The following is a 19681-nucleotide window of genomic DNA, read 5'->3' on the forward strand; positions in this document are numbered from 1 at the left end:
GCGTAGCCTGGTCTCACAGAGACCGGCTACAGAAAGCCGCCAATAACTGACCGTCCGAGGGCCTGCGCGCCCGATGCTGCCCGGGTTCTACGCACCGGGCGAACGAAGATCTGATGATCGCGAACCACACCCGCGACGTATGGAACGAACTGGAGCCGTCACGTGAGTGCGAGTACCTCGTCCGCCGGCGAACCCACCGTCCCGCTCTCGGACGAGCGGGCGGCGCTCGACATTCTGACCAAGACTGTGTTCGGACTGTGGGACACGGTTAACAACCTGACGCGACTGCGCCCCACGAAGCGCGACCGCTACCGGGTCACGATCTTCGGTTCCGCTCGCGTCGATCCGAACCACTGGGTGTACGCGGCCGTTCGGGACACCGCGGCCGAACTCACGCGCCTCGGGTGCGACATCGTGACAGGCGGCGGCCCGGGGCTGATGCAGGCCGCGAACGAGGGCGTGAAACTCGCCGACCCGGATGGAACCCAACAGCAGTCCGTGGGCATCCGCGTCGAACTGCCGTTCGAGCAAGACGTGAACGCCTTCGTGACGCAAGCGTTCGAGCACAAAACGTTCTTCACGCGGCTGCACCACTTCGTGCTGGTGTCGGACGCCTTCATCGTCACGCCCGGGGGCATCGGAACTGTGCTGGAAACGCTGATGGTCTGGCAGCTCCTCCAGGTGCGCCACCTGCACGACACGCCGCTGATCCTCGCGGGGCACTTCTGGGACGGGCTGCTCGACTGGGCGCGGGCCGTGATGCTCAAGCCGGACGCCCCGCTCATCAGCCCCGGCGACCTGAACATTCCGCAGATCCTCCCCGACGGGCCGTCGATCGTGCGCGCCGTGCGCGAGCACCACGCCCGGTGGAAGGCCAAGCAGGGCTGACCGTACACCGTGAACTTCTCCGAGGAACCGCAATGCCCGCGACCGAACCGGACCAGCTCACACGCTACGAGTGCAACGGGTTCAAGTTCCCCGACCGCGACTACTACGACCGGCACGTGGTGTTCGACCACGTCGTGTCGCTGGGCGCCGCCACGCAGCGCGAGCGGTTCGAGGCCGTCTCGCGGACGCTCCGCGACCTCCTCACGCAGCGCTGGATCAAGACCGCCGAGACCCACGACCGCGCGAACCCCAAGCAGGTGTACTACCTCTCGATGGAGTTCCTGATCGGCCGGTCGCTCATGAACAACATCATCAACCTGGACGTCGAGCAGTTCGTCCGCGACGACCTCCGGTCCGACCCGCGCCAGGACTGGAAGGAAGTGCTGGAACAGGAGCCGGACGCGGGCCTGGGCAACGGCGGGTTGGGGCGCCTGGCCGCGTGCTTCATCGACTCGCTCGCGACGCTCCAGATCCCGGCAATCGGGTACGGCCTGCGGTACGACTACGGCATCTTCCGCCAGGAACTGAGCAACGGCTACCAGGTCGAGCAACCGGACCCGTGGCTCACGCGCCCCGACCCGTGGGAGGTGAGCCGACCGGGGGAGGGCGTCACGGTGCCCCTCGCGTCCGCGTTCGAGGTCCACGCGGGGCAGATTACCGTTCAGCGCGGGAAGTCGATGAGCCTGCTGGGGGTGCCGTTCGACCGCCCCGTGGTGGGCTACGGCGGGCAAACGGTTAACACCCTCCGGTTGTGGCAGGCCGCGACCCCGGACGTCTTCGATTTCGGTGAGTTCAGCGGCGGCGATTTCTTCGGCGCGGTCTCGAACCGCGTGCTGGCCGAATCGGTCACGCGCGTGCTGTACCCGGACGACTCGACGCCCCGCGGGCAGTCGCTCCGGTTCCTCCAAGAATACTTCCTGGTGCGCTGCTCACTCGCGGACATCATCGCGCGGTTCCGCAGGCGCGGGAACGACTGGTCCACATTACCGGACAAGGTCGCGGTTCAGCTCAACGACACGCACCCTGCAATGGCCGTGCCCGAGCTGATGCGCATCCTGCTCGATATCGCGCACCTGGGGTGGAACGAAGCCTGGGATCTGACCACTCGCACGCTCGCGTACACGAACCACACGCTGCTACCGGAGGCGCTCGAAAAGTGGCCGGTGGGGCTGTTCGAGGCGCTGCTCCCGCGCCACCTGGAAATCATTTACGAGATCAACCGGCGGTTCCTGGACGACGTGCGGGCCAAGCACCCCGGCGACGAAGAGAAGCTCGCCCGCGTCAGTCTGATCGAAGAATCACCCGCGCGCCGGGTGCGCATGGCGAACCTCGCGATCGTCGGGACGCACAGTACCAACGGCGTCGCGGCCATTCACACGGACCTGCTCCGCAGTAAGACGGTGGCGGACCTCGCGAACCTGTTCCCGAACCGGTTCAACAACAAGACCAACGGTGTCACCCCGCGCCGGTGGTTGCAACTGGCCAACCCCGACCTCGCGAAGCTGCTCACGGACGCGACCGGCGGCGGGTGGGTCACCGACCTGCCGCGACTTAAGGGGGTCGACACTCTCGCGACCGACGCCGGGTTCCAGAAGAAGTTCATGGCCGCCAAGCGCGGCGCGAAGGTGCGGTTCGTGGACTGGATCAAGACGACCGCCGGGATCGAGCTGGACCCCGACACACTGTTCGACGTGCAGATCAAGCGCATCCACGAGTACAAGCGCCAGCTCCTCAACGCGGTCCAGTGCGTGGTGTGGTACAACCGGCTGCGCGCGAACCCGAAGCTCGACGTCCCGCCGCGAACGGTGCTGGTCGCGGGCAAGGCGGCCCCGGCGTACCACCTCGCGAAGGTCATCATCAAACTGTTCACGAGCATCGCGCGGGTGGTCAACACGGACCCCGCGACGCGCGGCAAGCTGCGGGTGGAGTTCCTCCCGAACTACTCCTGCACGCTCGCCGAACACCTCATTCCGGCCGCGGACGTGTCCGAGCAGATCTCGACCGCCGGGTACGAGGCGAGCGGCACGAGCAACATGAAGTTCATGATGAACGGGGCGCTCACGGTGGGCACCCGCGACGGCGCGAACATCGAGATCGCGGAAGAGGCGGGCGAAGAGAACTGCTTCATGTTCGGCCTGACCGCCGAACAGGTGCTCGCGAGCCGCGGGTGGTACGCCCCGTACTGGCACTACGAGAACGAACCGGAAACGGGCGCCGCCCTCGACCTGATTTTCAACAACCACTTCAACCCGGACGAGCCGGGCATCTTCGAGCCGGTCCGCGAGACGCTGCTGACCAAGGGCGACTACTACATGCACCTCGCCGACCTGGGTGCCTACGTGCGCACGCAGGAAGCGGTCGCGGCCCTCTACCGCGATAAGAGCGCCTGGGCGAAGAAGGCGATTCACAACGTCGCGCGGTCCGGGAAGTTCTCCAGCGACCGGACGATCGCCCAGTACGCGGACGAGATTTGGGGCGCCAAGCCGTGTCCGGTGGAGTGAGGCACAAGGGGCGCCCATGACCTGGGAATTTGGCTACCGACTGAGGCACATGGCCCGCACCTCGCTGGTGCTGTGGGCGGTGCTGGCTCTCGTATTGGCCCTCGTCTGCGCACCAGCGGTCCGGTGGCTCGACGCGGAAACCGACTGGTCGGTGTTCCGGTACACCCCGGAGGGTGCCCGGGCCGTGCTCGGCACCTTCGTGAGTTCGATGCTCACGTTCATCGTGTTCGTGCTGTCGGCGACGCTGATCGTGGTGCAATTGGCCAGCGGGCAGTTGACCCCGCGGATCATTGCGCTAGTTCTCGCCACGCCGGGCGTGAAGATCGCGCTCTCGGCGCTCACGTTCACTTACGCCTACACGCTCGCGGCGCTGGGGCGGGTCGAGGACCGGGTGCCGCACCTCCACGTGAGCATCGCGGTGTTCCTGAATCTGGCGTGTCTCATCGTGTTCTTCCGGTTCGTTCAACAGTTGTCGAACGGGCTGCGCCCCGCGTCCGTATTGCAGCTCGTGGCCGATCGCACCGAGCACGTGATCGAACAGGTGTACCCCGTGCGGTACGACCCTAACCACCCGGAAGTGTCGCCCAACGAAGTGCCCCCGCCCTCCGCGCAGGTCGTCGAGTTTTCTGGACGAGCGGGCGTGTTGATGGCGTTCGGCGCGACCAGCCTCCACCGTTTGGCGCGCGAAGCGGACGCGACCATCGAACTAATCCCGCAAGTGGGGGATTCCGTAGCGCGCGGCGACCCGTTGTTCCGCATCTCCGGCGCGACGCGCGAGATTCCCTACGCGGCACTCCGGGGGTGCGTGGCTGTGGGGACCGAGCGCACGCTGGACCAAGACCCGCGGTTCGGGTTCCGGATTCTCGTGGACATCGGCAACAAGGCTCTCTCTCCTGCAATCAACGACCCGACGACCGCCGTCCTCGTACTGGACCAGCTCGACAACTTGCTCCTGCACCTCGGGCAGCACCGGCTCGACGAGGGCCAAGTGCGCGATCGCGACGGCAAGCTCCGGGTTGTTTACGGCACCCCGGACTGGCCCGACTTCGTGGCGCTGGCGGTGACCGAGATCCGGCACTACGGCGAAGGCAGCCTGCAAGTCACCCGGCGGCTGCGCGCGATGCTGGAGCACCTGATCGCCGCACTACCCGAGGAGCGGCGGGCGCCGCTCCGGGCGGAACTGGCCCTGCTGGGTAGTGCAGTCGGGCGCAGTTTCCAGGACGAAGAGGACCGCAAGCGGGCCGCCGTCGCGGACTATCAGGGGATCGGCGGATCCGATTCCTGACGCGGCACCGTGCCGTTTACTGGGTTCAGAGATGGTGGATTTTCTGGAGGGCGTGCTGAAGGTCGCGGTTCTGGTCTTCGTCGTGACCTGTATGGCCGCGGCGGGACTGGGGTTGAGCGCGCAAGCCCTCGTCGCACCGTTCCGGCGCCCCCGGTTGGTACTCGCTGCCGTGATCGCGAACTTCGTCGTCGCGCCGGCACTCGCATACGGGCTGACCGAACTGGTGAACCTGGACCGCCCCCACGCGATCGGTCTGCTCCTGCTCGCGGGCGCAGCGGGCGCGCCGTTCCTCCCCAAACTGGCGGAACTCGCGAAAGGCGATCTGGCGTTCTCGATCGGACTCGTGTTGTTGCTCACGGCGGGAAGTGCGATCTTTTTGCCCTTTGTGCTGCCACTGCTGATGCCCGAACTGTCGGCGGAGCCCTGGCCGCTGCTGCAACCACTGCTGTTCACGATGCTGCTCCCGCTCGCGGTGGGAATGGTCGTCAAGAATCAGTTCGAGCACGGGTCGGCGCGACTGCGATTCGTGCTCACCCGCGTGTCGAACATCAGCATGGTGCTGACCGTCGCGCTACTGGTCGGGTTGAACGTCCGCGCGATACTGGGGACGTTCGGCAGCGGGGCTGTTGCGGTGGCGGTGGTGTTCGTGGCCCTGGCGACCGCGGCCGGCTTCGCCCTCGGTGGTCCGACCGCGGACACGCGATCGGTACTGGCGCTGGGGACCGGACAGCGGAATGTGGCCGCAGCGCTCCTCGTCGCGACGCGGAACTTCTCGGACGAACCCGGTGTGGTGGTGATGCTGTTGGTATCGACCCTCGCGGGGCTGCTCGTATTGCTCCCGGCGGGGCGGTGGTTCGCGCGCCGGGCGTCCGGAGTGATCGAACCACGTTCTGTACCGATTCCCGTGTCCCTGGAGGAGCGACAGCCGTGACACTGCCACTCGACACGGACGCGGCGAGCGTGCTCGTCAGCGATTTCGACGGCACCATGACGCGACACGACTTCTACAAACTGGCGGTCGAATCGCTGGTGCCACCGGGCACGCCGAACTACTGGGCCGAATACCGCGCGGGCACGATCACGCACTTCGAGGCACTCCGGCGCTACTTCGCTTCTATTCGCATGAGTGAGGCGGAGGTACTGGCCGTGGTCGACGGGATGGAACTCGACCCGCAACTCCCCGCGGCGGTGGAGGAGCTGGGCCGCGCCGGGTGGAGCGTCGTCGTCGCGTCGGCCGGGTGCGCGTGGTACATCCACCGATTGCTCGCTGCCGCGGGGGTAAGGATTGAAGTGAATGCCAACCCCGGGCGGTTCGAGACGGGCGCGGGCCTGCTGATGCAGATGCCCACGGATTCGCCGTACCTGTCTCAGACCCTGGGGGTCGACAAGGCGGGGGTCGTGCGCCGGCATTTGGGCGCGGGCCGCACAGTCGCCTTCGCGGGCGACGGGTTCGCGGACGCGGACGCCGCCCGTCTGGTCGCCGACGAACTGCGGTTCGCCCGCGCCGATCTCGCGCAGGTCATGACCCAGGAGGGGCGCCCGTTCCACCCGTTCGAGGCGTGGTCGGACATCGCCCGCGTGCTCCTCCGGCGGGGGAACTGACATGCTCCGACCGACGCAGATCGCGATCCCCACACTGGTCCGCGCGAAGGCCGGCGCGCTCGACCGGCTCGGGCGCTACCTCGACCGGTCCGGGCACCGCCGGGTCGCGGTCGCCATGAGCCAGGGACTGGCCCCACCACTGCCGGACCGCGTGACGAGCAGCCTGAAGGAGCAGAGCGTCGAAGCCGCCGCGTGGATCGAAGTAGCGGACAACGGGCTCGAATCCACGGTGCGCGCGTTCGCGGACCTGCCCAAAGGCGTCACGGCCATCGTCGGCGTGGGCGGCGGGAAGGCGCTCGACGTGGCGAAGTACATCGCGTTCCTCGGGCGCTTGCCGTACTTCGCGGTGCCGACCTCGCTCTCGAACGACGGGTTCTGTAGCCCGCAATCGAGCCTGACGGTTCGCGGCGCGCGCCGGTCGCTGCCCGCCGCGCTCCCGTTCGGCGTGATCGTGGACACCGCCGTGTGCCTCGGAGCGCCGCGCGTCCTCACGCTCTCCGGGGTCGGCGACCTGGTGGCCAAGTTCACCGCGATCCGCGACTGGAAGCTCGCGTTCCACGCGAAAGGTGAACCGATCGACGACTTCGCGACGCTGATGTCGGACGGGACCATCTACTCGTTCATGAGCCACCCCGCCATCGACCTGGAGGGGATTCGGCTGCTGGCGACCGCGCTCCTGCTCAACGGGATCGCGATGGAGATTTGCGGCTCGTCGCGCCCGGCGAGCGGGAGCGAGCACCTGATTTCGCACGCGCTCGACGCGACCTCGGCGCGCCCGCGGTTGCACGGACTCCAGGTCGGTGTCGCGACCTACCTCGTGAGCGTCCTACAGGGCGACAACACCGAACGCATCGCAGCGCTGTTTGATTCCACCGGGTTCTGGGACGTGATCGCCGCGGACCCGTTCTCGCGCGAGGAGTGGATGACGGCGGTGCGCAAAGCGCCCTCAATCAAAGAAGGCTATTACACCGTGCTATCGAGCCGCGACGCGGTTCCGGAAGTGGAGCACCTCCTGAACTCCGATCCGCGCCTGGTGCGGTGCTTTCAATAACGGTGTGGTCCGGAACGAGAGAGAAACATGATTCGCAAAGACATCATCGATCTGTTCCGCGTACCCGCGGGCAAGAAGTTCCGGCTCAAGGACCACAACTCGGGCTGGAAGCAGACCGAGGAGTTCAAGGATCTCGGCAAGGACGCGCTGAAAGCCCGCGCGAAGGAAACTCTGGACGAGAACCTGCGCGCCCTCACGGACGCGCAGAACCTCTTGTACGCCGACGACCGGTACTCGGTGCTGATCGTGCTCCAGGCGATGGACGCGGCCGGCAAGGACGGGACGATCCGGCACGTGATGTCCGGCGTGAACCCGCAGGGGTGCCAGGTGTTCAGCTTCAAGAAGCCGTCGGCCGAGGAACTCGACCACAACTTCCTCTGGCGCTACATGAAGAGCCTGCCCGAGCGCGGGCGCATCGGGATCTTCAACCGCTCGTACTACGAGGACGTACTGGTGGTGAAGGTCCACCCGGATTTCCTCGGCGCACAGCTCCCGCGCGAGAAGGTCGGGAAGAAGTTCTGGGAGGACCGCTACGAGGACATCAACAGTTTCGAGCGGCACCTCGTTCGGAACGGGACGCTGATCCTCAAGTTCTTCCTGAACGTCTCGAAGGAGGAGCAGAAGCGCCGGTTCCTCGAGCGCCTCGACCGGTCGGAGAAGAACTGGAAGTTCTCGGCGTCGGATCTGGCCGAGCGCGGGTACTGGGACGACTACATGACCGCTTACGAGGACGCGATCAGCGCCACGAGCACGGACCTGGCACCGTGGTACGTGATCCCGGCGGACCACAAGTGGATCACCCGGTCGGTCGTAGCGGACATCGTGACGACCTCGATCCAGGCACTCGACCTGAGGTACCCGGTCGTGTCCCCGGAACAGAAGAAGCGGTTGGAAGACGCCCGGAAACAGTTGGAGGCCGAATAACTCGGCCCGGCCCGTTCCATCAGCGAAGGAGTTCAGCCGTGAGTCGGAAACAGACGCGCATCGCGGTTCTTTGCTACGGGTGCTTGGCCACCGCTGCGGTGTGGCTCGTGTTCAGCGGCGGGGAGTCCGCGCGGTCCGCTCCGCCCACCAAAGGCGCGGAACCGGGTGCGGCGCCAATCAGCGCGGCCCCGGACGACCGACCGGCCGACAAGGAGAGCGTCCAGAAGGCGCTCGACGGGTTCGTGGCCGCGTTCCGTGGTGGCGACGCGAAGGCCGTGGCCGGCTCCTGGACCACAGAAGGCGAGTACACCGACGACGAAGGAACCACGTACCGCGGTCGCGCCGCGCTGGAAAAGGCGTACACCGAGTTCTTCTCGAAGAACAAGGGCCACTCGCTAGAAGTCGAGGTCGACTCGGTCCGGTTCCCGTCGAAAGAGACCGCGGTCGTCGAGGGGCACTTCAAGCTCCGCAAATCGAAGGGCGGGGAGCTGGTCGTCAGCCGGTGCAGCCTGCTCTACGCGCGCGAGGACGGTGCGTGGCGCATTGCCATCGCCCGCGAGTGGGCCAGCGACGGACTGACGCTCCGCGACCTGGAGTGGCTCATCGGAACCTGGGAGGCGAAGCGCCCCGGCGTGACCGTGAGCACGAAGTACGAGTGGACCGCGAACAAGGCGTTCATCCGCTGCACGTTCTCCGTCACGCAGGACGGGACCACGCACACGGGGATGCAGATGATCGTGCGAGACCCGGCCAACGGGGAGCTCCAGCAGTGGACGTTCGAGGACTCGGGCGGGATCGGCAGCGCGGACATCACGCGCGACGGGAAAAAGTGGGTCATCACCGCCCGCGGAACAGCCCCCGACGGACGCACTCTGACCGCGACCAACATCATGACGCCGATCGACGCGGACGCCTTCATGTTCCACTCAGTGGAGCGCGCGGTGAACGACGAAGGACAGCCGGATCTGCCCCCGGTTAAGGTCACGCGCGTCAAAACCAAACCCTAATTCCAACCACACCTAATGAGGAACCAGCCATGAAACGGACCCTCTTTGTGACCGGTGTGGCGGCGCTCGTCGTACTCGCGGCGGGGCACGACTCCCTGGCCCAGCGTGGCGGGCGCGGGGGCGGTGGTGGCGGAGGGCGAGGCGCGATCGCACCCGCGCGCACCAGCCCGCCTGTCGGCACGGGCACCCGTTCCAGCAGCACCGTCGTCGGCCCGGCCGGAGGAACGAGGACGGCCGGGAGCGGGAGCGGCTCGTACACCACCCAGCGCGGAACCACCGTCGACTACGCGGGCGCGGGTCGCACCGCGACCGGTCCGGGCGGTGCAACGGCCGGGCGCGGGGTCGGAGGGGTCACCGTGACTACCCCCGGCGGTAAGACCGCGACGAAGGTCGGCACCGCGGGCGGGATCGCCGGTCCGGGCGGCAACGCGGTCGGCACCAAAGGTAGCGTCACGGTCGGCAGCGGTCCCAACGGATCGTTCGGCACCGCGAGTCGCGGCGGCGTTGCCGTTGGACCGCAGGGAGTTACCGCAGGTGGGGCGCGCGTTGGAACCGCGACCGGGCCGGGCGGCACGGTTTCGGGCGGAACTCGCGCCGGGGTAGCAGTCGGTCCTTACGGGGCCGCGGCGGGCCGAACGACCGTCGCTGGCGGGGCCGGCGGCACCCGTTACGCCTCTCGAACGACTCTGGCGACCACCGGCGGCGCGGTGCGCACGAACTTCAGGTACTACGGCGCGTTCAGCCCCAACTGGTACGCCAAATACCCCGGGGCGTGGTTCGCGGCCGGCTGGACCGCGGCCCGGATCTGGACCGCCCCGGTTTGGGGCACCGTGTCCAGTTACTGCAGCTACCCGGCGGAACCGGTCTACTACGACTACGGCGAAACGGTCGTCTATTCGGGCGACACCGTGACCATCAACGGCGACACCGAGGTTCCCGCGACGGAGTACGCGCAGCAAGCGACCGACCTCGCCGGCGCGGGCAAAGAGGCTCAAGTCGAAGCGAAGAGTGACGACTTCCAGACACTCGGCGTGTTCGCGATGGTCGGCGAGGGCGAAACGAAGTCCACGAACATCTTCCAGCTCGCGGTGAACAAGGCCGGGGTCATTCGCGGGAACTATTACAACGCGCTGACCGACACGACCGAGCCGGTGTACGGGTCCGTGGACAAGAAGACGCAGCGCGCCGCGTGGACGGTCGGGGACCGCAAGACCCCGGTGTACGAGGCCGGGATCGCGAACCTGACGCGGGACGAGACGACGATGCTCGTCCACTTCGCGAAGGACAATTCTCAGCAGTTTACACTTGTGCGCGTTCAGCAGCCCGAAGACGATTCACCGACAGAAAACAAATGAGTACCGCCGCGGCGCTGGTTCGACCGGTGCCCGTCTTCCGTAGCGAATGACCCAACGAACGGGCCGGGGCGTCCTTTCGGGGATGGTCCGGCACGTCGGGGAGAAGGAACAATGACGAAGTGGAACCGCCGCACCCTGCGGCCGGCCGTTCTGTCCGGACTGGCGGCGGCCCTGTTCGCCCTCATCGGGTGTAAACCCGATGCCGAGAAGAAAGCGGACCTCCCGCACCCAATCGTGAGCACCGCGTCCCCAATCGAGCGCACGGTCACGCGCTACGAGATGGCCACCGGCCGGGCGACGCCGCTCGAACAGGTGGAGATCCGCGCCCGGGTTAACGGCTACCTGAAAGCAATTCGCTTCCAGCCGGGCCGGGAGGTCGAGAAGGGTCAACTCCTGTTCGAGATCGACTCCGAACCGTACAAGGCCGACCTCGCGCGGGCCAAAGCGAGCCTGGAGACGGCCCTAGCGGACCTCGCAACGTCCGAGGCAGACCAACAGAAGGCCGATAGTCGCGTGACCACCACCAAGGCCGAACACGAGCGCCAAGAGGCCCTGTTCAAGCAGGGCGTGGGCGAGCAACAGACCCGGAACATTGCCAAGGGGTCTTACGACGAGGCCTCGGCCGCGTTCCGGTCCGCGCAAGCCAAAGTCAAACTCAGCAAGGCCAAGATCGACGAGGCCCGGGCGACCGTTCTGTCCGCCGACCTGAACCTCGGGTACTGCACCATCACCTCCCCCATCACGGGCATCGTCGGGGACAAACTGGTTACCGAAGGGAACCTCATCACCGGGGGCGTGGGCAACACGACGCTGCTCACCACCGTCGTCGCGGTCGAGAAAATGGACGTGGCGTTCGACGTGGACGAGAACACGCTCCAGCGCATCCAGCAAGCCGTTCGGGACGGAAAAATCAAGAGCGCCGATGCCGGTGAGATCCCGGCAGAGGCGGGGCTGGCGCTGCACGGAACGGCGTACCCGCTGAAGGGGAAGATCAATTTTGCGGACAACCAGTTCAACCCCAAGACGGGCACGGTCCGGATGAAGGCCCGGTTCGACAACCCGAAACCGACCACCGGCCAGCGCTTGCTCGCCGCGGGCATGTACGCCCGGATCCGCGTCCCGATCGGCGAGCCAATCAAAGCGATGCTCGTCCCCGAGTCCGCGCTCGGGTCGGACCAGGGGACTAAGTTTCTGTATCTCGTCGGCGCCGAAAACAAGGCGGTCCGCGTGAACGCGACACTCGGTGTTCAGGAGGGCGAGGAGCGCGTCGTCGAGAGCATCGATGTTCCCGGCGAGGGTAAACCGCGCCCCCTCACCACGAGCGATCAGGTGATCGTTTCCGGGCTCCAGCGGCTCCGACCGGGCATGACCGTCGAGCCGAAACCGGCCAAGAAGTAACACCGAATCGCGCGGCTTGCCTGTTTTCTGTAGCCGGCCTGTGAGACCGGGACATCCCAGGTCGGTGGCCCCCGGTGGGGCCGGCTACAGAAGGCAAGTCACGCGCGACCGTAACGCACGTCGAGTCACCCAACCGCGAGGACGCACCGTGTCCGGGCTTTCCAAGTTCTTCATCGATCGACCCATCTTTGCCGCGGTGATCTCGATCGTGATCGTGATCGCGGGGTTGGTGTCCGTGCGCGCCTTGCCGATCGCCCAGTACCCGGAGATCGCCCCGCCGACTGTCGAAGTACGGTGTACGTACACCGGCGCGAGTGCGACCGTCGTGGCCGAAACCGTTGCGGCTCCCGTCGAGCAGCAGGTCGTCGGGGTCGAGCGGATGCTGTACATGTCGTCGCAGTGTACCAACGACGGCACCTACGTCCTCACGGTCACGTTCGAGGTCGGCACCAACCTGGACGACGCGCAGGTGCAGGTCCAGAACCGCGTCAACCTCGCGCTCCCCACGCTCCCGGAGGAGGTCAAGCAGACCGGCGTGAGCGTCAAGAAGAAGTCGCCCAACATCCTGCTCGTGGTGAACCTGACGTCCCCGGACAAGTCCCGCGACCTGCTCTACCTGAGCAACTACGCGACGATCAACATCGTGGACGAGCTGAAGCAGGTCGAAGGGGTCGGCGACGTGACCATGTTCGGGCAGCTCGACTACAGCATGCGCGTCTGGCTCGACCCGGCGAAGGTGGCGTCCCGGAACCTGACCGCGCCGGACATCATCAACGCCTTGCGCGCACAAAACGTGCAGGTCGCGGCCGGGAGCCTCGGGCGCCCGCCGGTCCCGACCGGGCAGGCGTTCCAGTACACGCTCAGCACCCAGGGGCGGTTGACCCGACCGGAAGAGTTCGGCGAGATCATCATCCGCACGGACCCGGACGGTGCGACGACGCGCCTCAAGGACGTGGTTTCCGATCGCCGAGCGGTCACCGACGCGACGGGGACCAAGCGGAACCTCGGCGGCATCGAACTCGGGGCCAAGAGCGAGGACACCGGCTGTACCCTCGACGGTAAACCGTCGGTCGGTGTGCCCGTCTATCAACTCCCCGGGTCCAACGCGATCGAGACCGCGGAGCGCATCCGCGCCCGCATGACGCAACTCAAGAACGACTTCCCGGCCGGGGTGGATTACGCCATCGTCTACGACACCACGCCGTTCGTCGAGGAGTCGATTGCCGAGGTGTTCCACGCCCTGCGCGACGCGATCATCCTCGTGGCGATCGTGGTGCTGGTGTTCCTCCAGAGCTGGCGCGCGACCCTGATCCCGCTCATCGCGGTCCCGGTCGCGATCGTCGGCACGTTCGCGGTCATGGCGGGGATCGGGTTCAGCCTGAACAACCTGTCGCTCTTGGGGCTGGTGCTCGCGATCGGGATCGTGGTCGACGACGCGATCGTGGTGGTCGAGGCGGTCGAGCACAAACTCGAACACGGCTACGCCCCGATCGACGCGGCGCGGCGCGCGATGGACGAGGTGGCGTCGCCGATCATGGCGATCTCGCTGGTGCTGATGGCCGTGTTCATCCCGTGCGCGTTCATCAGCGGGATCACCGGGCAGTTCTTCAAACAGTTCGCGGTCACGATCGCGGTCTCCACGTTCTTCTCCGCGCTCAATTCACTCACGCTCAGCCCGGCGCTTTGCGCGCTCCTGCTCAAGCCGAAGGCCGAGCAGACCGACCCGCTGACGCGGGGGATCAACCTCCTCCTGGGGTGGTTCTTCCGGCTGTTCAACTTCGGGTTCGATCGCGGATCGGCCGGCTACGCCCGCAGCGTCGGCTGGTTACTGCGGGTGTCCGTGGTCGTGCTCGTCGTGTACGGCGGGCTGCTGTTCCTGACGTACAAGGGCTTCACGACCGTGCCGACCGGGTTCATCCCGACGCAGGACAAGGGCTACCTGGTCGTCAACGTCCAGCTCCCGGACGCGGCGTCCCTAGAGCGCACCGCGGTCGTCACGTCCGAGATCGAACGACTCGCCCGCGGGGACGAGAACGACAAGCAGAATTACCCGGGCGTACCGGGGGTGGCGCACACCATCACGATCCCGGGCACGTCGGTCATTCAGAACGCGAACGGGTCGAACTTCGCGACCCTGTTCATCGTGCTCGACGAGTTCCACAACCGTCACAAGCCCGAGTTGCGCGGGGACGCCATCGCGGGCAAGCTCCGGGCCGAGTTCTTCCGGCGGATCGAGAACGCCTCCGTCGCGGTGTTTCCTCCTCCGCCCGTGGACGGCCTCGGCAGCGCGGGCGGGTTCAAAGTGATGATCCGCGACCGCGCCGCTCAGGGACTCAGCCCGCTCCAGGCCGCGACCGACGTGGTGGCCGCGAAGGGGAACGAGACTCCGGGGCTCGTCGGGCTGTTCACGCCGTTCCGGTCGAACACGCCGCAACTGTTCGTGGACGTGGACCGCACCAAGTGCCTCTCAATGGGCGTCCCTCTTAATGACGTGTTCCTCACGCTTCAGGTGTACCTGGGCGGCTACTACACGAACGACTTCAACCAGTTCGGGCGCACCTGGCAGGTGAACCTTCAGGCCGATCCGGGTCAGCGACTAACCCCGGACGACGTCAAACAACTCAAGGTGCGAAATAACGACGGAACGATGGTTCCACTGGGGAGCGTGGCCGAGGTGCGGCCCGTCGGCGGGCCGGTCATGGTCACGCGCTACAACGGCGTAACCGCAGCGGCAATCAACGGGGCGTCGCTCCCCGGGGTCAGTTCCGGACAGGTCATCACGTCCATAGATCAAGTGGCCACCGACGCTCTCCCGCAGGGGATGAACTACCAGTGGACGGAACTGACGCTGCTCCAGATCCGCGCCGGGAACACGGCTATTGTGGTGTTCGCGCTGGCCGTGGTGCTCGTGTACCTGTTGCTCGCGGCCCAGTACGAGAGCCTGCGGTTGCCGCTGGCGGTGATTCTGGTGGTCCCGATGTGTCTGCTCTGCTCCGTCGTCGGGGTCGCGATCGCGAAACTGGACATCAACATCTTCGTCCAGGTCGGGTTCGTGGTGCTGGTCGGTCTGGCCGCGAAGAACGCGATCCTCATCGTCGAGTTCGCCAAGGAAAAGCGCGCGGAGGGGAGCACCTCGCACGCTGCAGCGGTGGAAGCCTGCCGGTTGCGGTTGCGGCCGATTCTGATGACCAGTTTCGCGTTCATCCTCGGTGTGGTGCCGCTCGTGTTCGCGGCGGGGGCCGGGGCCGAAATGCGGCGAGCGCTGGGGATCTCGGTCTTCAGCGGCATGCTCGGGGTGACGCTGTTCGGCATCTTCCTCACGCCGGTCTTCTACCACGTGCAGGAAAAGTTCGCGCTCCTGTTTGGTACCCCGGTCGCGCCGGGTGCGGAACCGAAAGAGCGATCGGGCGCCGCGCACCCGAACGGCGACGGTGTCGCGGCCGATTCGGTCGCCACCAACGGACCGACCCAAGCTCCCAAAACCTGATTCTTTTACAAGCCGGGGCACCATGACACCCGCACGGACCAGTCAACCGTTCCCGATCGGATCGACCGTCACGGACGGTGGGGCGAACTTCAGCCTGTTCTCCCGCACCGCGACCGGTGTGGAGCTGCTGCTGTTCGATCGGCAGGACGACGCGCGGCCCGCGCGCGTGGTCGCGCTCGATCCGGTCGCGAACCGGACCTACCACTACTGGCACACGTTCGTGCCCGGGGTGAAGTCGGGGCAGCTCTATGCGTACCGCGTTCACGGTCCCCAAGACCCGGCGCGGGGACTGCGCTTCGACTCCACGAAGGTGCTAATCGACCCCTACGCGCGGGGGATCGTGGTGCCCGATCGCTACACACCCGGTGCGGCCCGCGCGCCCGGCGATAACGCTGCAACGGCGATGAAAAGCGTCGTCGTGGACAGTTCCGAGTACGACTGGGAGGGCGACACACCGTTGCGGTTGCCCTCGGCGCGCACGATCATCTACGAGGCACACGTCCGCGGGTTCACGCGCCACGCCAACTCCGGCATCAAAGAGCAGGTTCGCGGCACCTACGCCGGGTTCGCGGAGAAGATCCCGTACCTGAAGGATCTCGGTATCACCGCGGTCGAGTTGCTGCCGGTCCACGCCTTCGACACGCATGCGTGCCCGGCCGGTCTGGTCAACTACTGGGGCTACCAGCCGGTCTCGTACTTCGCGCCGCACCCGCAGTACAGTTCGCGCCGGGAGCCGCTCGGCCCGGTGAACGAGTTCCGCGATCTGGTGAAGGCGCTCCACCGGGCGGGGATCGAGGTCATTCTCGACGTCGTGTTCAACCACACCGCCGAGGGCAACCACGAGGGGCCGGCGCTCTGCTTCCGCGGCATCGACAACCCCACCTACTACATCCTCGAGGACGGCGGCGCGCGGTTCGCGGACTACTCCGGGTGCGGGAACACGCTCAACGCGAACCACCCCGTGGTGCGGCGCATGATCGTGGACAGCCTGCGGTACTGGGTGACCGAAATGCACGTCGACGGGTTCCGGTTCGACCTCGCGTCCGTGCTGTCGCGCGATTCCAGTGGCCACCCGCTGCCCAACCCGCCGGTGCTGTGGGACATCGAATCGGACCCGGCGCTGGCCGGGACCAAGCTCATTGCCGAGGCGTGGGACGCCGCGGGGCTGTACCAGGTCGGCAGCTTCGTGGGCGACTCGTGGAAGGAGTGGAACGGCCGGTTCCGCGACGACGCCCGCGACTTCTTCCGCGGTGAGCCCGGGATAGCGGGGCGGTTCGCCGACCGGATGCTCGGGAGCCACGAGGTGTACGGGCACAAGGGCCGCGAGGCGGAACAGAGCATCAACTTCGCGACGTGCCACGACGGGTTCGGCCTGAACGACCTCGTCTCCTACAACCAGAAGCACAACGAGGCCAACGCGGAGGAGAACCGCGACGGCGCGAACGACAACCGGAGCTGGAACTGCGGGGCCGAGGGTCCGACCGACGACCCCGCGATCGAGGGACTGCGGAACCGGCAGGTGAAGAACTTCCTCGCGGCCACGATGCTGTCGCTCGGCGTCCCGATGATCGTGATGGGCGACGAGGTGCGCCGCACCCAGGGCGGGAACAACAACTTCTACTGCCACGACAACGAGGCGAACTGGTTCGACTGGGCGCTGCTGGACAAGCACGCGGACGTGTACCGGTTCCTGAAACTGCTACTCGCCCGGCGCGGGCAGCGCGACGCGACGAACGAGCAGCAGCGCGTGAGCCTGACCCAACTGATCGCCCGGGCAACGAAGTCCTGGCACGGCGTGAAGCTGAACCAGCCCGATTGGGGCGAAAACTCGCGGAGCATCGCGTTCAGCGCGGACCTCAAGAACGATAACCTGACGTTCTACCTGGTGCTCAATGCGTACTGGGAACCGTTGGCGTTCGAGCTACCGCCGACCACACGCGAACCGTGGTTGCGGTGGATCGATACCTCGCTCCCCTCCCCCGAAGACATCGTCGAATGGCGCAGCGCACCGCCGGTAGCGGGCAACACCTATCCCGTCGGCCCGCGGTCGGTCGTGATGCTCTACAGGCACACGACGTGAATCACGACATTCGCCGTTGAAGATTGCGTGCGAGCACTGATCGAGCACAAGTGGTGCCGTGCGGGCACAGTGGGGCGCCGTTCGCTAATCGAAGCTCCATCCCGAACGTGGTAACGGTCTCGTCGTGCGAAGGGCGTGCAGTGCCCATTGGTAGCGTACATCGAACTCGCTCAAGTTCGCATATCTCTCCCGGCTGCCGCAACCTCCGCCGCCACGCGATCGGGTGCCCACGCCCCCTCGTGCGCGGTCAGCAGGTTGCGGCTCCGGAAGCTCACGCCGTCGGTATCGCTCGACGGCCCCGGCCAGCGGCCCACGAACGATCCCGGCGCGGCCCCCACGCGACCACCCAGCCACCCCGGAGGCGGCCCCTGCGGTGCGAACCATTCCCGCACCCGGTCCACGTCCTGAGAGCTCTCCAGACGGCCGATCAGCTTAGCACTACAGCGCGGGTTCGCGGCCGGTGAATAAGATGGGCCATCGGAGGGCATCCGATGACGGACCAGGAAATCGCAAGGTTAGGGCCGGCGTTCGCCCACTATCTGGGTCGGTATCGCGGCTGCTTCTTACAGAAGCGGACGGCCGACCACTTCGACAACTACGGTCGTGGTTTGCTCTCGGAGCTGCCGCGCAAGAGCGTCGAGCCGATCGCCCTGGCCTGTGGAACGGCGGTCCGCACCCTCCAGGAGTTCCTCACGACCGCCGACTGGCAACACGAGTCGGCGCGTGAGCAACTCCAACGGCGATGCGCCGAGGTGCTCGACGGGTTGCCCGGCGATGACCTGGGCACGGTCGGGGTGATCGACGAGACCAGTGCCGTGAAGAAGGGGGACCGGACGCCGGGCGTGCAACGACAGTACCTGGGGTGCGTCGGGAAGATCGACAACGGCATCGTGACCGTGCACGTGGGCGTCGCCAAGGGCACGTTCCAGGCCCTGTTGGACGCGGACCTGTACCTGCCCGAGTCGTGGAACGCGGATCGCCCGCGGTGCCAGGCGGCGGGCATCCCCGACGAGGTCCGCTATCGCCCCAAGTGGCGGATCGCCTACGAGCAGTTGGTGCGCCTGGATGCCCACGGGGTGCGGTTCGACTGGCTCGTGTTCGATGAAGGGTACGGGTCGAAGGTGCCGTTCTTGCGCGCCCTCGACGCCGTGGGCCAGCCGTTCGTGGGCGAAGTGCCCGTGAGCTTCTCGGTGACAACGGCCGCGCGCGACGAGCCGCGGCGCGCGGATTCGGTGCTGCGTGCCGACGACGCCCGGCGGGGCCGACGATTCCGGGTGTCGCGCAAGACCGTTGGCGACACCCGGTGGCGTGCGACGAGCCGGTTGATCGAGGTGCGTGGGTGCCGCTGGATGCTGGTGGTGGCGCAGAACGAATCGACGGCCGAGGTCAAGTACTTCGTCACCAACGCGACCGACGAACCGCTGGCGCGTGTGCTGCGGGTGGCGTTCCGGCGCGCGACGATCGAGCACCAGTTCCGGGTGGCCAAGAGCGAAGCGGGGATGACGCACTACGAGGGCCGGCAGTACGTCGGGTTGGTGCGGCATCTGATCTTGGGCCTGGTGGTGCTCGGGTTCGTGTCGATCCACACGGACCGGCTGCGGGGGGAAAAAACCGCAGGTGACGATGGAGCAGGTGTGCCGGGCGCTGAACGCCCGATGTGCGGTGACGTTCCGTCGGAGGCGCGGGACGCCGGAACTACTGCACGTCGGAGAGGTCATCCGCTACCACCAACGGCGGAACGAGCAGGCCACGAGAGCGCACAAAAAATGGCGACATAGATGCATCATCTAAACCCGCGCTGTAGTGTTAGTGCTGCAATTACTGAACACATTATAATCTACCGACCGCGGACTCTGCGTACACACCAAGCACGCCACCCCGTACTTTCGGCCCTGGGCGAACAGGCGCAGTAGCGGCTTCTTCGCAGGTGGTTGGGCGGTCCCGGCCGGCAGATAGTCGCGGGCTTCATCTAGGTAGAACAGCAAACGCGGCCGACCGGCCGAGCCGCCCGACGCGATCATCCACCGGTACACCTCGACCGCCAAAGCCGCCACGAAGCCCTGTTTCTCGGCGTCGTCCGCGAGCGCGTTCAGGTACACCACG

15 protein-coding genes are annotated in these 19681 nt (G+C 66.6%); 13 read left to right on the top strand and 2 right to left on the bottom strand.

Annotated features, from left to right (window positions below):
* The first annotated feature begins 162 nt into the window (after positions 1 to 162).
* The 12 genes from VT84_RS24755 to glgX all read left to right on the top strand — a co-directional run bounded on the left by VT84_RS24755 (position 163) and on the right by glgX (position 17578).
* Positions 163 to 888 carry an LOG family protein gene (locus VT84_RS24755; RefSeq protein WP_052560341.1) on the top strand — a complete coding sequence of 242 codons (726 nt, stop codon included), beginning with the start codon at positions 163 to 165 and terminating at the stop codon, positions 886 to 888.
* 32 nt (positions 889 to 920) lie between these two features.
* Entirely contained in the window at positions 921 to 3389 is a 2469-nt protein-coding gene (locus tag VT84_RS24760) for a glycogen/starch/alpha-glucan phosphorylase (RefSeq protein WP_082841366.1), read from the top strand.
* Between the two features lie 16 nt (positions 3390 to 3405).
* The gene (locus tag VT84_RS24765) at positions 3406 to 4674 is read left to right on the top strand and encodes a DUF2254 domain-containing protein (protein ID WP_082841367.1); all 1269 of its coding nucleotides are present in this window, start codon (positions 3406 to 3408) and stop codon (positions 4672 to 4674) included.
* A 31-nt stretch (positions 4675 to 4705) separates the two neighbouring features.
* Complete coding sequence (locus tag VT84_RS24770) at positions 4706 to 5605, top strand: bile acid:sodium symporter family protein (RefSeq protein WP_082841368.1); 900 nt, start codon at positions 4706 to 4708, stop codon at positions 5603 to 5605.
* A complete protein-coding gene (locus tag VT84_RS24775; protein WP_204249642.1) occupies positions 5602 to 6276 on the top strand; it encodes an HAD-IB family phosphatase in 675 nt (224 codons plus the stop codon). The genes VT84_RS24770 and VT84_RS24775 overlap by 4 nt, the downstream gene beginning before the upstream one ends.
* A 1-nt stretch (position 6277) precedes the next feature.
* A complete protein-coding gene (locus tag VT84_RS24780) occupies positions 6278 to 7327 on the top strand; it encodes an iron-containing alcohol dehydrogenase family protein (protein WP_082841369.1) in 1050 nt (349 codons plus the stop codon).
* Between the two features lie 27 nt (positions 7328 to 7354).
* Positions 7355 to 8251, top strand: coding sequence for a polyphosphate kinase 2 family protein (locus VT84_RS24785; protein ID WP_052560336.1), 897 nt, complete (start codon positions 7355 to 7357; stop codon positions 8249 to 8251).
* Between the two features lie 38 nt (positions 8252 to 8289).
* A complete protein-coding gene (locus tag VT84_RS24790; RefSeq protein ID WP_162271838.1) occupies positions 8290 to 9258 on the top strand; it encodes a YybH family protein in 969 nt (322 codons plus the stop codon).
* Between the two features lie 29 nt (positions 9259 to 9287).
* Complete coding sequence (locus VT84_RS24795) at positions 9288 to 10613, top strand: hypothetical protein (protein WP_082841371.1); 1326 nt, start codon at positions 9288 to 9290, stop codon at positions 10611 to 10613.
* A 111-nt stretch (positions 10614 to 10724) separates the two neighbouring features.
* The gene (locus VT84_RS24800) at positions 10725 to 12011 is read left to right on the top strand and encodes an efflux RND transporter periplasmic adaptor subunit (RefSeq protein ID WP_082841372.1); all 1287 of its coding nucleotides are present in this window, start codon (positions 10725 to 10727) and stop codon (positions 12009 to 12011) included.
* A gap of 148 nt (positions 12012 to 12159) precedes the next feature.
* A complete protein-coding gene (locus VT84_RS24805) occupies positions 12160 to 15498 on the top strand; it encodes an efflux RND transporter permease subunit (protein WP_082841373.1) in 3339 nt (1112 codons plus the stop codon).
* A gap of 22 nt (positions 15499 to 15520) precedes the next feature.
* Positions 15521 to 17578, top strand: a complete 2058-nt coding sequence (gene glgX, locus VT84_RS24810; RefSeq protein WP_082841374.1) for a glycogen debranching protein GlgX — start codon at positions 15521 to 15523, stop codon at positions 17576 to 17578.
* A gap of 170 nt (positions 17579 to 17748) precedes the next feature.
* Here glgX and VT84_RS24815 read toward each other — a convergent pair whose 3' ends face one another.
* Complete coding sequence (locus VT84_RS24815) at positions 17749 to 17979, bottom strand: hypothetical protein (RefSeq protein ID WP_082841375.1); 231 nt, start codon at positions 17977 to 17979, stop codon at positions 17749 to 17751.
* 90 nt (positions 17980 to 18069) lie between these two features.
* Between VT84_RS24815 and VT84_RS24820 the strand changes: the two genes are divergently transcribed.
* A complete protein-coding gene (locus VT84_RS24820; RefSeq protein WP_082838323.1) occupies positions 18070 to 19356 on the top strand; it encodes an IS701 family transposase in 1287 nt (428 codons plus the stop codon).
* A 9-nt stretch (positions 19357 to 19365) separates the two neighbouring features.
* Here VT84_RS24820 and VT84_RS24825 read toward each other — a convergent pair whose 3' ends face one another.
* Complete coding sequence (locus tag VT84_RS24825) at positions 19366 to 19680, bottom strand: ATP-binding protein (protein ID WP_082841376.1); 315 nt, start codon at positions 19678 to 19680, stop codon at positions 19366 to 19368.
* Position 19681 lies beyond the last annotated feature (1 nt).

Origin of the sequence: Gemmata sp. SH-PL17 (genome assembly GCF_001610855.1) — a bacterium.
In the GTDB taxonomy this organism is placed as follows: Bacteria; Planctomycetota; Planctomycetia; order Gemmatales; family Gemmataceae; genus Gemmata; species Gemmata massiliana.

Bases quoted from the DNA above. Each gene is read 5' to 3' on its own strand.
- VT84_RS24760 (WP_082841366.1), top strand. From the start codon at position 921: ATGCCCGCGACCGAACCGGACCAGCTCACACGCTACGAGTGCAACGGG.
- VT84_RS24765 (WP_082841367.1), top strand. From the start codon at position 3,406: ATGACCTGGGAATTTGGCTACCGACTGAGGCACATGGCCCGCACCTCG.
- VT84_RS24770 (WP_082841368.1), top strand. From the start codon at position 4,706: ATGGTGGATTTTCTGGAGGGCGTGCTGAAGGTCGCGGTTCTGGTCTTC.
- VT84_RS24780 (WP_082841369.1), top strand. From the start codon at position 6,278: ATGCTCCGACCGACGCAGATCGCGATCCCCACACTGGTCCGCGCGAAG.
- VT84_RS24785 (WP_052560336.1), top strand. From the start codon at position 7,355: ATGATTCGCAAAGACATCATCGATCTGTTCCGCGTACCCGCGGGCAAG.
- VT84_RS24795 (WP_082841371.1), top strand. From the start codon at position 9,288: ATGAAACGGACCCTCTTTGTGACCGGTGTGGCGGCGCTCGTCGTACTC.
- VT84_RS24800 (WP_082841372.1), top strand. From the start codon at position 10,725: ATGACGAAGTGGAACCGCCGCACCCTGCGGCCGGCCGTTCTGTCCGGA.
- glgX (WP_082841374.1), top strand. From the start codon at position 15,521: ATGACACCCGCACGGACCAGTCAACCGTTCCCGATCGGATCGACCGTC.
- VT84_RS24820 (WP_082838323.1), top strand. From the start codon at position 18,070: ATGACGGACCAGGAAATCGCAAGGTTAGGGCCGGCGTTCGCCCACTAT.